At 69.1% G+C, this 13,048-nt stretch carries 10 protein-coding genes and 4 pseudogenes; 5 read left to right on the top strand and 9 right to left on the bottom strand.

What is annotated here, in order from left to right:
• Positions 1–47 precede the first annotated feature (47 nt).
• Positions 48–530, bottom strand: coding sequence for a transposase family protein (locus AC07FK_RS32010; protein ID WP_479108428.1), 483 nt, complete (start codon positions 528–530; stop codon positions 48–50).
• Between the two features lie 197 nt (positions 531–727).
• Between AC07FK_RS32010 and AC07FK_RS32005 the strand changes: the two are divergent.
• Positions 728–1,729, top strand: a pseudogene (locus tag AC07FK_RS32005) (IS30 family transposase); the annotation flags it as partial.
• A 134-nt stretch (positions 1,730–1,863) separates the two neighbouring features.
• On the opposite strand, the gene AC07FK_RS32000 reads toward AC07FK_RS32005, so the two are convergent.
• Both AC07FK_RS32000 and AC07FK_RS31995 read right to left on the bottom strand, forming a co-directional pair.
• Complete coding sequence (locus AC07FK_RS32000; protein WP_479108427.1) at positions 1,864–3,162, bottom strand: alpha/beta hydrolase family protein; 1,299 nt, start codon at positions 3,160–3,162, stop codon at positions 1,864–1,866.
• A 438-nt stretch (positions 3,163–3,600) separates the two neighbouring features.
• Entirely contained in the window at positions 3,601–4,650 is a 1,050-nt protein-coding gene (locus tag AC07FK_RS31995; protein WP_479108426.1) for a replication-relaxation family protein, read from the bottom strand.
• A 34-nt stretch (positions 4,651–4,684) separates the two neighbouring features.
• Here AC07FK_RS31995 and AC07FK_RS31990 point away from each other — a divergent pair.
• A pseudogene (locus AC07FK_RS31990) lies at positions 4,685–4,968 on the top strand (hypothetical protein); the annotation flags it as partial.
• 132 nt (positions 4,969–5,100) lie between these two features.
• On the top strand, positions 5,101–6,492 hold the full coding sequence (locus tag AC07FK_RS31985; protein ID WP_479108425.1) for an FG-GAP and VCBS repeat-containing protein: 1,392 nt from the start codon (positions 5,101–5,103) through the stop codon (positions 6,490–6,492).
• A 147-nt stretch (positions 6,493–6,639) separates the two neighbouring features.
• On the opposite strand, the gene AC07FK_RS31980 is transcribed toward AC07FK_RS31985, so the two are convergent.
• Positions 6,640–6,978, bottom strand: a complete 339-nt coding sequence (locus tag AC07FK_RS31980) for a helix-turn-helix domain-containing protein (protein WP_479108424.1) — start codon at positions 6,976–6,978, stop codon at positions 6,640–6,642.
• Positions 6,979–7,886: 908 nt separating this feature from the next.
• Between AC07FK_RS31980 and AC07FK_RS31975 the strand changes: the two are divergent.
• Positions 7,887–8,274: pseudogene (locus tag AC07FK_RS31975) on the top strand (ATP-binding protein).
• 119 nt (positions 8,275–8,393) lie between these two features.
• Here the strand turns inward: AC07FK_RS31975 and AC07FK_RS31970 are convergent.
• Positions 8,394–8,726, bottom strand: a complete 333-nt coding sequence (locus tag AC07FK_RS31970) for a hypothetical protein (RefSeq protein WP_479108423.1) — start codon at positions 8,724–8,726, stop codon at positions 8,394–8,396.
• Positions 8,727–8,885: 159 nt separating this feature from the next.
• Between AC07FK_RS31970 and AC07FK_RS31965 the strand changes: the two are divergent.
• Positions 8,886–9,011 (top strand): annotated as a pseudogene (locus tag AC07FK_RS31965) (transposase); the annotation flags it as partial.
• Between the two features lie 640 nt (positions 9,012–9,651).
• On the opposite strand, the gene AC07FK_RS31960 reads toward AC07FK_RS31965, so the two are convergent.
• The 4 genes from AC07FK_RS31960 to AC07FK_RS31945 all read right to left on the bottom strand — a co-directional run bounded on the left by AC07FK_RS31960 (position 9,652) and on the right by AC07FK_RS31945 (position 12,435).
• A complete protein-coding gene (locus tag AC07FK_RS31960) occupies positions 9,652–10,098 on the bottom strand; it encodes a hypothetical protein (protein WP_479108422.1) in 447 nt (148 codons plus the stop codon).
• A 736-nt stretch (positions 10,099–10,834) separates the two neighbouring features.
• Positions 10,835–11,227, bottom strand: a complete 393-nt coding sequence (locus AC07FK_RS31955; RefSeq protein ID WP_392277810.1) for a hypothetical protein — start codon at positions 11,225–11,227, stop codon at positions 10,835–10,837.
• A gap of 225 nt (positions 11,228–11,452) precedes the next feature.
• Entirely contained in the window at positions 11,453–11,863 is a 411-nt protein-coding gene (locus AC07FK_RS31950; protein ID WP_479108449.1) for a DUF6415 family natural product biosynthesis protein, read from the bottom strand.
• Positions 11,864–11,907: 44 nt separating this feature from the next.
• Positions 11,908–12,435 (bottom strand): DUF6879 family protein, encoded by a 528-nt coding sequence (locus tag AC07FK_RS31945; RefSeq protein WP_479108421.1) that lies wholly within the window; start codon positions 12,433–12,435, stop codon positions 11,908–11,910.
• Between the last annotated feature and the right edge of the window lie 613 nt (positions 12,436–13,048).

Below are 13,048 nucleotides of genomic sequence, written 5' to 3'. Positions count from 1 at the left end.
CGGGCGCCGGCACCGACGTTCCGGGTGAAGCTGGAGTTCGAGAGCTTCTACTGCAAGCGGGCGTGCCAGGGAAATGGGCCGGAGCGTTCCTCCAGCTTCGCGGGCGGTATCGAGACCTGGTGCTCGCCGTCATCAGGATGGGCGGCGCGGGTCCGTCTGCCCGACTCGGCGGGTCCGAGCGGTGCGCGGCCGCGGCACCGACCCCAAGCCTCAAGAGACCTGAACAGCATCCGCGAACCGCCCCGCCCGGCCAGCACCACACCAACCGCCTCAACCAAGCGCTGCAGCTCTGGTGTGCGCCGCTGGTAACGCACGGTCAGTCCCGCCACTTGCTCGGCGAAGGTGCCCTTCGAACAAGCTGGGTTTTCGCAGTACAGGCGGCGCACGGACAAGTGGAGGTGCAGAGGCCGGCCTCCGAGAGTGACGTCGGCGAGGCGCCGCATGTAGCGGCTGTGGACCCACGCGCTGGGCTCGCCGCATCCCGTACATCCCGCTGGAACACCGGACCTCGTGCGGGCGCGGACCGTCACGGCAGCATCGGAGACATCAACCGAGACCACCAACACATTTGCCAACTGAGGTAACAGGCTTGCTAGTTCGACAGAGCACAGCCACAGGCTGCCCGCTACGGGGGCTGGCCCACCGTGTCACCGAGACGATCTCCGACTACGAAAATCTTGCCAGAGCCAGCTGAGATCGTACGCCGACACCCGTCGATGTATCGAGTGATCCCTCGCGCTATCTCCGCGAGGCCGACCGCGTCTACATAGCCGACCGGCTACTGGAGAAGGCCACCATCCGGGCGATCGCCGCCGAGCTGGGCCGCAGCCCATCGACGATCAGCCGCGAAGTCCGCCGCGACGGCAGCATCTTGGCCGACGGCCGCTGGCATTACCGGCCCTATACCGCCCAGCGCCGCGCTGACGCCCGCCGGCCTCGCCCCAAGACCGGGAAGATCGGCCAGAACCCGGAACTGCACGACTTCATCCAGTCGCACCTGACCATGCGCTGGAGCCCTGAGCAGATCTGTCACGCTCTGCGCAGACGCTTCACGCATCGGCCGGACATGCACGTGAGCCACGAGACCATCTACCAGGCCCTTTACACCCAAGGCCGCACAGAACTCCGCCGCGAACTGACCCAAACTCTGCGCACCGGACGTGCCAGGCGACGCCCTCGCCGCCTGGCCGACCGCAGGCGCTTCCGTGCAGTCAAGAACATGGTCATGATCAGCCAACGGCCGCCCGAGGCAGCCGACCGGGCTGTCCCCGGGCACTGGGAAGGCGACCTGATCCTCGGCCGCAGGAAGCACTCCGCGATCGCCACTCTGGTCGACCGCAGCACCCGTTACCTGATGCTGGTCCACCTGCCCGACGGCTACAACTCCGCAGCCGTGCGCGACGCCCTCATCGCCACCTTCGAGACCTTGCCGCCCCTGCTGAAGCGGTCCCTGACCTGGGATCAGGGCACCGAGATGGCCGCTCCCCACGGCTTCAGCATTGCTACCAACATCCCGGTCTACTTCTGCGATCCCGGCAGTCCCTGGCAGCGAGGCTCGAACGAGAACACCAACGGCCTGCTACGGCAGTACTTCCCCAGGGGCACCGACCTGTCCACGCACACCCCTGAGGACCTTCAAGCCGTCGCCGCCGAGCTCAACAGCCGCCCGCGCAAGACGCTCGGCTGGCAAACCCCAGCCGAGCGTCTGTCTAAACTGCTCGCAGCTTGATCAACTCACCACGGTGTTGCAACGCCCCCTACAGCGGACCCCTCACCCGAGGGGCGGGCCGGGGGGAAGCTGTTCTGCACCCGGGCGAGTGATAGTGAAGGCTCCGACGGCGGAACACCCGGTAGGCGGCCCGCCTACCGCAGGGAGTGGAACCACCGCACCACGGCGGCGGTTCCCGCCTGCTGGGAACCCAGGTGGCGTGAGCCGCCGTAGTCAGGGGTGCCGAGGTCGATCGGTGGGGCATGGACGCCGCGGGTGCGCAGGGCGGCGTGGCAGCGGCCGCGGGTGCGCAGGGCGGCGTGGCAGCGGGCGGTGTTCGCGGTGACGGCCTGCTCGTCGCCGTCGGCGTAGTAGAGCCGAATCGGAGCGCGCGGCGTCCAGTCGGTACACACGCCATCGGCAATCCGCAGGGCCGCAGCGAGCCGTCCGGTGGGATGGGCCAGCATCGCCCGGCCTCGGGGGGTAAGCAGCGCGTCGACGGAGTCCGGGGTGCCCGCCTCGACCTCCTGACCGGTGTGTGTGCCGTCTAGCAGACCTTCGATCGTCTGGTCGTAAGGCGCGCGGAACACCTGGGCCGGCGTGTCGTACAGGTGGTGCAGGCGGTTGAAGGCGACCAGGGTCAGCGCCGTGTAGATCACGCTTGCCTTCGGCTCCGTCTGCCCGGCCAGCAGCGCGGGCAGTTCCGCGTCGCGGAACGCGTACGCGCCGCTGATGGGCGCCACCGCTCGCAGCCGGAACCATCCGTCGGCGCCTTCCTGCAGCGACCGGGCCAGTCCCAGTGCCGCCGAGGCGCCCTGTGAGAAGCCGGTGACCAGTACGTCGCGCCGCAGCTCCCGGCCCTTCGCCGTCGCGACGGCGCGGGAGGCGCGCAGCATGTCCAGGGCGGCCGTCGTCTCCGAGGGCACGTCCATCCAGGGATGTGGGCCGGGGCCCAAGCCCAACCCGAGGTAGTCGGGGAGCACTGTGGCGAATCCGGCGGAGGCGTAGGTCAGGGCGGGTGCCTGGTCCCAGACGCTGGTCGACACGGAGGCGACGTCGCCCTTGAACAGTTCGGTGCCGTGCGTGAAGGACACGGTCCGCAGCCGCCGTTCACCGCTCCGAGGCAGGGCCAGCAGTCCGCTGGCCGTCGTGGGCCGACCATGAGCGTCAACTGTGCGGTACACGATCCGGAAGGTGTCCAGACCGTACCGTACGGCGCCGGTGTCCCAGGCACCCGCCTTGTCCCCCGCAAGTTCGGCCGCGACCTCGCGGGCGGTGAGCGTACGCAGGTGCTCGACCGACACGAGCGGGCCCCGCGATAAGTCCGCCGCAACGGGCGCGACAGCGGCGGCCCGGGGTTTCTCTGCTGTGTTTGCGACTACGGCCGTCGTGCCGCTCGCCGTCAGCGCCACCGACACCGCCGAGACCATCAGTATCCTGCTCATTCGCTTCATGCCGTGACCGTACGTATCCGCCGACAGAGCCGACCACCCGGCCAACCCTCCGACGTGTGTGGGGTTTTCCCCAGAGTGCGTTCGGTGCTCGCCGTCGCTGTCCCGACGACGGCGTTCCCCGCCAACTTGATCCGGCACACCTGCAGCGACCTCGACGCCGTCACCTCCGAACTCAACAGCCGTCCACGCAAGACGCTCGGCTGGGAACCCCAGCCGAGCGTCTGTCTAAACTGCTCGCGGTTTGATCAACTCACCGCGGTGTTGCAACGACCCCTGGAATTCGCCGTGATCGCCCCGACCATGGCGGCTCGGTGGGCGCTCCGCCCGGGTCATTGTGCTGGGCGACGCGTGCATGATCCGCCCCACAGCAAGCGCGCTCGAGGGCCTGCCCGCCCGGCCAGGGCCGTCACCTCCCCAACGGCGCTCCCGGTCTTTCGCTCACGCGGCGTTCCACTGATGGGGCCGGCCCCCGCGCCACTCCACCCAGCGCGGATCGTCCAGCACCCTGTCCGGGTCGATCACCCCGGCGGCTTCCAGGAAGACGACCAGGTCGTGGTCGGACGCATCGGCGCGGGCGGCCTGGTCGCGGTAGAGGACCTCGCCGTCGGGGTTGTCGAGCGCGGCCGTCAGCGTCTGCTCGCCCTCCCGTCCCAGCCGCCGCCACACCGCCGCGTCCGCGCCGTGCTCCTGGAACTGCTCCAGGGTGGTGAGGACGACGGGCACCGCCTGGCCGTAGGCGCGCATGATCCCCCGGTGGTAGGTCTCGTACCGGCGCGGCGCCCAGTAGCGGCGGCCGGCCCCCTCCAGCACGCCGACCGTGTTGTCGACCTTGGCCTCGGTGCTGTCCGCGAACACGAACGCCACCGGCACCAGGCCCTCCCGGCCGGTCGGCGGGTAAAACCGGCGCCACAGCCGCTTCTCGTGGTCGACGTGGTCGATCGCGCCCGGCCGCGAGCGAACCAGGCCCACGGTGTGCTTGTCCGCGTCCCGTGGCAGCAGCCGGCCCCACTCCCAGTACCGGCGCAGCTTGGTAACCAGGTCGTGCGCGTCTTCGGTGCGGCGGTCGATTTCCACCAGCATTACCGGCACCCCGGCCGTCGGGGCCCGCACCACCAGGTCCGCCCGCTGCACGTAGCCGCCTGCGAGCCGGTGGCCGATCTCGGTCTGGAAGCCGAGCCGGTGACCGACCCCGGCACGGTGGAGTTCGGCGGCCGTCGAGGTGACCGCCGCCGCATGGTCGTCGTAGCTGGCGCCGAGCAGATCCCCGGTAACCGGGTCGTACTTCTCCTCGCGCAGCGCCGAGACCCGTATGCCCTTCGGCTCCAGCAGCTTCTTCGCCTCGCCATGTCCTCGCTTGGTCAGCACCCACACCTGCCGCTGGTCATCCCGTACCAACTCGATCCTCACCAGGTGGTGCTCCTCCAGATACAGGAGGTTGTCCCGTACGAGCTTGTCGTGCTGGTTGTCCGGACGGGTCAGCTTCCACAACTGATCGGGCGTCGCCCTCTGGAAGATCCCCAGCGCTTGCAGCAGTTCCCTCCGCCTGGGCTCTGTCGAGCGTCTGATCAAGGCCGCCGCTTCGGCCGAGCAGGGCTGGTGGGACGGGGTCCTGCCCGACTGCTGGCTGCTGGCTGCTGGCTGCTGGCTGCTGGCTGCTGGCTGCTGGCTGCTGGCTGCTGGCTGCTGGCCGAGTGGCCAGAAGAGGCCCCGGTTCCCACCGATTACTGGCTGTCCAGCCTGCCCGCTGACACCCCGATCGCCGATCTGGTCCGGCTGGCCAAGGTCCGCTGGCGCATCGAGCACGACTCCCAGGTCAGCTTCTCCGACTTCTCGCACAACCCTTGGGCCGCATCAGCGGTCTCCTGTTCGAACCCCGTGCACATCCGAGGACAGCTCCGGCAAACACGGGCGATTCCCACATGCAACAGGAGACTCAACTTGCGTAAGCACCTTGTCACCGCGCTGGCCACCGCCACGGCAGCGGCACTGACCGGCGGTCTGCTCGTCGTCGGCGCGGGCACCGCCGCCGCGGCCGGCTCGGGCGTACCCGGTGACTTCAACAACGACGGTTATCGCGATATCGCCGTCGCCGCCCCCGGCGCCTACGTCAACGGCCGCTCCGGCGCCGGTCAGGTCGTCATCGTCTACGGCGGTGTGAGCGACCCGTCGAACGCCAGGCGTGCCGTCATCAGTCAGGACAGTGCCGGCGTCCCCGGGGCCGCCGAGGCCGGTGACGGATTCGGCGGCGCCATCGTCTCGGAGGACTTCAACGGCGACGGCTACGCCGACCTCGTTGTCGGAGCCCCCGGTGAGGACGTCGGCACCGACACCGACGGCGGCACCGTCGCCATCCTGTGGGGCTCGGACGCTGGCCTTGTCAGCGGTGTGACGGTCGCCGACCCCGCTCCGACCTCGCACGACAAGTTCGGCCGGCTCCTGACCGCGCTCTCCGACAGTGACCAGAAGCCCGACCTGGCGATCGCCTCCGACAAGCCCGTCATCGACGTGTACCGCGGAGGCTTCACCAAGTCGGGCACGAACGGCGGCGGCTACCGCTTCGTCCCGCCTGCCTCGGTCACGACCGCTCCAGCCTCTCTCACCTCGGGAAACTTCGCCGGCTATGACGGGATCGCCGACCTGGTCGTCACCGGCGCCAACACGTACTACGCCCTCGGCTCCCCCTCGGGCCTCAACCCCTCCAGCCACACCAAGCTGCCCACCAGCAGCGCCGCCGCCATCGGCGACTTCGACAACAACAAGTACCAGGACATCGCGCTCGGTTCCCCGGACGAGTCCGGCGGCATCGTCCGCATCTTCAACAGTGACGCGAACGGCCCGGCCGCCGCCGTCTCGTACAGCATCACCCAGGACTCCCCCGGCATCCCCGACACTAGTGAGGCCGGCGACCGCTTCGGCGCCTCACTCGCGGTCACCCGCTGGAACGGGGGCAGCCATCAGGACCTGGTCGTCGGCGCTCCGGGCGAGAGCCTGGGAAGCGCCACGGGAACCGGCGCGGTGACCTATGTGCACGGCAGTGACAACGGGCTCGACGGGGTAAGCAATGACGCCTGGTTCTATGCGCAGAGCACCCCGAACATCGCGGGCAACGACGAGACCGGCGACCGCTTCGGCAGCTCCGTCCACCTCGCCGACACCCACAACGACGGCGTGACCGACATGATCGTCGGCGTCGCCGGCGAGAACTCCTCGGACGGCGCGGTCGTCTACCTGCGCGCGGCCGCCTACTCCGGCACGCCCGGTATCACCCCGGCCGGCACCGGTGTCTCCACCACCGGATCCCCCGCCTTCGGCACACACCTGGCCGGCTGACAACAACAGCGACCCGCCTGGGGCTCCAAAACGAAAGGGGGTCTCAGCCGGTCCAAGTGAGCGAAGTTGCCCGGAACGCTTTGCGTCCCGGGCAGCATGTGCGGGTGGCAGCCACGAACCCTTAAGGAGTTGCGAGTCTCGGCTGTCTCAGGCCGCGGCCGCCGAGGTCGCCGATCCGACGGTACGGCGGTGTTCGGCGTTGATGCGCAGGGCTTCTTCGAGTTGGTCCTCAAGGACGATGATGCGGCACGCGGCCTCGATGGGGATGCCCTGATCAACGAGCTCCCGGGCCCGGGCGGCGATACGCAGCTGGTAGCGGGAGTAGCGGCGGTGACCACCCTCTGAGCGCAGCGGGGTGATGAGACGGGCGTCGCCGAGGGCGCGCAGGAAGCCCTGGGTGGTGCCGAGTATGTCGGCGGCCCGGCCCGTGGTGTAGGCGGGGAAGTCGTCGTCGTCGAGACGGCCGTGGGTGTCGTCTGCGGTCATCGCACCTTCCTGTGGAACATGCTGGAGGGGCCCTGGTGCCATTGGCACCAGGGCCCCGAAGGAACTGCTACACCATCTGCCGGCCCTGGTTACTGCGCCGGCCTCTTGTGTCCGCGTGCCCGACCTGGTTGCTGTCGGGGGTGCGGGGATCGCGGTTGCTTGACCGGAGACCACCTCACTATCGGATGTCCTGCGGTACCCGGGCTCAACGCTTTCCGCCCGGGCGATCCTGATGGCGCTTCGTTCCTCCGTTCTTCCCTCGGTCGTACCAAACGGGAGCTTGTACTGCTGGTACTGCGTATTGCCGGTACTGCTGTACTGCGAATTGCTCGTGGCCTCGCCCAAGCGCCACGTTTCGGCAGCCAGCCCCGTTGCCCGTCCTGCGTCTGCTCTGGCTTAGAACCCCACTGCCGAACCTCCCGGTGCGCGCGCCCGCAGCCGACGCCTTCACCGAGGTACCGCTCACTGACTTCACTGCTGGGTACTGCGGAACTGCACTTGCGGGTACTGCACTGCGGTACTGCTCATGGCGGCCCCTGATCACTTCGGGCCGCCCGGTCCGGTCGTCAGTCCCGTCGCCGTCCTGCAACCGCTCTGGCTTCGAAACTCCACCACCGCACCGTTCTGCACACTGCACTTACGGGTACTGCGGGTACTGCTGCCCGGCAGTTCACGTCTGCCAGGCCCTGCGGTCTCTCTGCTTTACGAGAGAAACCATAACCACGCCGCCACCCAATGTCTACTCCAGCCGACATAGATTTCCGTCCGTTCGACGGTGAGGTAATCGGCCTCGAACGGCGACATGGGCAGGGCGCACTGCGGTCATCGCCGGGTGTACCGCCGCATGCCGGGGCGCAAGCACCAGGCAGACACGGCCGGGCATTCGACGAGCGGGACCAGGTGGCCTGATGGACACGATGAGCATCACCGTTGCACCCGCCTGCTCCTCGACATCCCTCGCCGGCGCCCGCGAGAGCGCCCGGCACTTCCTCGCAGATCTCGTACCGGCGATCGCAGCCGAGGCCGCCGACACGGTGGTCCTGATCGTCTCCGAGCTCGTCACCAATGGCGCGCCACGGCGGCGGCAGCTGCGCCCTGGACCTGACCACGCACCCGGACAGCATCGAGGTGGCCGTGCACGACCCCAGCCCCAAGGTGCCGCGCATGCGCACCGCCGACCTGAACAGCGGCACCGGAGGATTCGGCTGGCCCATGGTCAACCGCCTCGCCCGCGCCACCTCCGTGACCCGCCAGACGACCGGCGGCAAGACCGTAAGCGCCCTCCTCGCCCCGTAACGCCAACGCGCCTCATCGGACACGGCGTTCACGGTGGCGACAGCCCATGCTCGCGGAACAAACCCTCCAGGGCAGCGCTCGTCCGGTTCCCCCTTCTGCAGGGCGGGCCAATCCGTAAGTCAGGCTGGCCAAAGCTCCGAGACGGGGACCACTGACCAGTCCCATGCCCCGTTGGCGTCCGTGTCGGCGAGGAGCACCAGGTCCTCTTCGCTCACGCGGGCCCGCCCGCGGGCCACGGCGAGTTTCGCCAGGTAGGCAAGGTGGAAGTCCTCGGGGAGATCTCTGCCGCCTTGGGTGGCCCGGTGAACCAGAACCACGGTGTCGTCCGAGCCGACGCGGGCCGCGACAAGCTCCTCGGCGGACATGCTGAGGTAGGTGATGGCGTCGGAACGGATCAGACGGCTCTTCCCCGGCTCGTCATGACTTGGACTCAGCACCCAGACGTCGGCCATGGTCCCCTCCGGAACGGTCAGCGGTGATCATTCAGGACCATCCTTACTCACCCGCCCAGGAATCTCGACGAGGAGATCAAGCCCCGACAAGGAGATCGGACCGCTGATCACCCAGGCCGCACTCGGCTCGTCGCGCTGCCCGGGGTCGGCCCCGAAACCGCCGGCCAGCGGCTGACGACCGCAGGTGACAATCCCGACCGGCTCCGTTCCGAAGCAGCCTTCGCACACCTCTGCGGAGCGGCCCCCGTCCCCGCAAGCTCCGGCCGCACCAACCGCCACCGGCTAAGAGGTCCCGTACTCGCGCGTCGTCTGAGGACCCGTTCGCGGTGAAGCCGAGGGTGGCCCGGAACTTGATGACGAGCCCACCCGAGGTGGTCGCGCGCTGCCTCGCCTGTGCCCTGACCTGCGGTTGCCACTCCGACTCGGTCTCCTTCACCAGCGCCTCCAGGAGGCGCTCGGCTTGGTGGAGGCACCCGAGAGGTAGCGCTGAACTGTCTTGCGGGAGACGCCCAGGCGCTCCGCCAGGCTCTTGGTGGAGCCCTCTCCGGCTTGCGAACGAATTTCATCTGGGCTCGCGCGGATTTCGGAGCGGGCCGGGTGAACAGGGCCCGTGTGGGGTCCCGAATCTTGTGTCTTCGTCCGCGTGGCGATGTCCACCTGATGTCCATTTGGGAATGGCTGCGGGATCCATGCCTCCAGTGCTGATACTTCGCCTCTTCGTGTACGGGACCCTTCCGGCTGCCATCGGTGCGTACGGACCGGGGCAGGACCCAGCGGTCGACGGCCGTCCGGGCCGCCTGGCACAACGCGGGTGGGGGGCCGACGGGGACAGCGGAGCCGGCGACACGTCACCCGGGGGCGCCCGGCCGGGCGCCCCCGGGGTTTTGGCGATCAGCGGTTCGGGCGATCCCGGCGGATCACCGGATCACTTGGCCTCCAAGTCGCTCCTGATCATGGACACCGCGGAAGCCAGGATGCCAATGGCCCTCTGCACCTCGCGGATGCCCTCGTTGGTCTGGGGCTCGTCCTTCTGGTCGACCCCGGCGACACACGCGTTGCTTCCGTGCTCGAAGTCGGTAAGGGCTTCCGCCCAGAAACCCTTGGCCTTCTCGCTCGGAGGGGTGCCGTACTTCTTCGCCTTGGCCACCGCTGCCAGCAGCTCCTGACAAGCGGTGCGCTTGTCGTCCATCACTTGCATGCTCGCCGTGTTGACGTGGCTCGAGCTGTCGGACAGCGCCTTGACCCTGTCGTCACCCCCCGAAGACCACCAGTCCTCCAACTCCTCGGCCGGGGTCGAGGAGCAGCCGACGAGCAGCACTCCGGTGGCGACGGTAGCGGTGGCGACAGTGAGCAAGCGGACGCCGAAACGCATGGAACCCCCTATGTTCGAATCCCATTGATGTTGCCAGGAACCACCTTGCCGGGTAGGGCCAACGCGCGAACTGGCCACCGCAAGCGCTCCCGCTGCCCAGCGGCGGCCTCCTCCGGCCGGCGAGGCCTTCTCGAGGACATCGACGCGACCCGAACCGCTTTCTCCGCGGCGTCCACAGCTTCTACTGCCGGTACTTCGCCTACGGCGGGTGAGGAAGGGCGCGCTCGTCATCTGGTCAGTCAGTCCTAGCTATTCCTCTTACGCGAGCGATCCCCCACCAAACGACGGACCCGATCCCTCACCAACCAACGAACATGCTGCTCTGCAGCGGACCGTCCTCGCCTTCGGCGCCGGCTTCTCCGACCCGGGCGAGCAGCACGCGGTCGGCGGGTCCAGCCCCCTGAGAGCAGAGCTCGGGTCGGGAGCACAGAGGACGCAGCTCCCACGGGAAGGCCAGTGAGGTCGCGAGGCCGTTTCCGGGAGTCGGGGTGCCCCTTTACCCATTCGAACCGCTGTGCGCCGCTGCGAGCGCCACTCAGGCCCTTGATCGCCGCTTCGCAGAGCGCCGCAGGAGGCCGTACAGCGCCGGGAAGATTCCTGTGTGCCGAGCGGCAGCCGGGTGGCGATACGACGCTCACCTGCACGCCGCCATCGTCGAGCTCAGCGGTGAGCTGGAGCTCCCAGCTACCCGTAACGGGCGCTTCAGGGGCGCGGTCATCCCAGAAAGGCTGCGCGGTCAGCGACGCCGGCCGCCGCCGATGCGGCGGTCGTCGGCCAGTGCGGTCAGCGGGCCGAACTCGCGGGCAAGCTGGCTCCACGTCAGAACCTCGCCACAGCGGGCCGGGAACTCCTTCGGGTTGAACTCGGGCATGGTCCAGGTGCCAGTGCCCCGATCCCGTAGCCACAAGTCCCCGTCACCGTCGACCACAGTCGGCGGGACCGGTACGGGCTCGGCCTGATCGATGGGCTCCCAGGTGACCCGGCCCGGGTGGGAAACACGGCGCAGCTCGGTGGTGGCCAGCCGCGCCGCCAAGTCACGGGTGGACTCTTCGGCGTCCTTGACCGACGCGAGTCGGAATGCGTCGTCAAGTACGGGCAGGGCTGGATTCTTGCTGCGCTTTGAACTCATACGCTGACTACCTCCGGTGGGGGGCGTCACATCCGTTATGGCACCCCGTAGAGCAACACGGTATCCGAGGCGGGAGCCGGGCCAGGCCTCCTCCGCTGGAACGGTCAGCAAGCCCGCCGACACCCAGGAAGATGCTCTGCGCCAGGTCAGCGACTTGTTGGGTGAGGCGAGGAAGGCACTCGACACGCTGACGAAGTAGCTGGAAGCAACCGTCCAGCCCACGGTTCAGCCCCCGCTCGGTACAACCCTCTCCGGGGCGAGCGCGGCCTCCAGGCGATCCAGCCGTTCGTAGAGAGCGCGAACGAGGCGGGCGCGGTTCTGGACGCAGCGCACGGTGCCCTCCAGCGTCGCGGACAGCCGGTTTTCCGCCTCGCGCAGGACGACGTCGGCGAGCGCCCAAGGGCCGCTGCTCTTCGGCAGCTGGTCGGCGCGGCGCCGTACGTCGGCGGCGACCGCGCGGGCGTGACCGGTGAGCTGGAGGCCGATCTGCTCGTAGTCGCGGGTCGCGAGCGTGTCCTCGCCGGTCCAGGCGAGGACGGCCTTGACGAGGCTTTCGTACGGTTCGCGATCCAGCGGGAGCTCCGCCTCGATCAGACCGTCGGGGTCGTACAGGACCGTGTGGCTGCTGGTGTGCATGGCGGGCCTCGCGGCTGGGGCGTCGTCGCGCGGGTGGCCGGCGGTCACCGCTGAGGGTCCTCGCTGCCGTCGGCCCCGTCGTCCTGGTCCTCGGCCCGCTGGGCGAGGAACCGGGCGAGGCCGCGGTCCGCGCGGGCGAGCAGGGCCGGGGAGGGGGCGCCGTAGGCGGGCGGCTGGAGGCCGCGGCCCAGGACGGATTCCTCCATGAGGACGACGTAGCGGTGGCCGCCCTCGTAGAGGAAGCGAGAGCGGGCGATGCGGGCAGCGACCGCTTCGGCGACGTCGTTGGGGGTGCCCTCGTGCTCGAAGCGGATGTAGTCGGTGACGGGCTCGGACACGACCCGGGCCCGCAGGACCTTCACCCCGCGGGCGACAGTCCGCTCCACCAGCGGCAGCCACCCGCTCCAGTACTCCGAGCCGTCCGCGGGCACGCTCCCGTCCCGCAGGAACGCCTCAAAGACCTCCCGCTCCTCCCTCACGGCGTAAACGTCGCGGAGCTCCAGGTGCAGGGCGTGGGCCTGGGCGGAGTCGAGCAGCTCCTCAAAGCTGGGAGCCGGCGGCCTCTGCGGCATCGCACGCCCTCCTGATCTGCTCCACCATGCTGAGCGGGATCCGGACGATCCCCTCGTCGTCTGCGGGCGGACTGTCCTGGCGGCAGGCGGCCCGGGTCGCCGGGTCGGCGAACTTGCCCTACAGAACCATTTCCGGGCCCTGGGCGGTGTCGGTGTCCACCCACACCGCAGGGCAGTTCCCTCCACCCGAGTTCGGGTCCGTGCCGAAGAAAAGTAACGCCATGATCCCCTCCGAAGCGAGCCGGTTGCGCGTAGTTGCGCATCTGACCGTCCCGCGCGCAGGGCCCTCGGTCAAGACGGGGCCCCGGGCTGCCATCGCACCGGGGCCTCGTGCAGGTCGACGACGACACCCTCGACCGCTTCGAGGCAGTCTTCAAGAAGCTCACAGCCTGAACCTAGACACGGTCGCGGGTTCACCAACCAGCTCCTGCCCGTCGGGGCCGCCAACGCGACGGGCAGGAGCTGGTGTTCATGGGACCAACGGGCCCGGGTGCTGCCTCAGGCTGTGACGCTCGCGGCGGCCCTACTCCGAGTCTGCGAGGGCCGCGAGGTACTGCTCGGCATCGAGGACGGCCTGGCAACCGGAGCCGGCGCCGTGCTGCTGGCAGACACC

The organism is Streptomyces sp. NPDC046122 (assembly GCF_056429965.1).
Note: the sequence above shows the minus strand (reverse complement) of the source record. Positions and strands in the feature narration are given on the sequence as shown.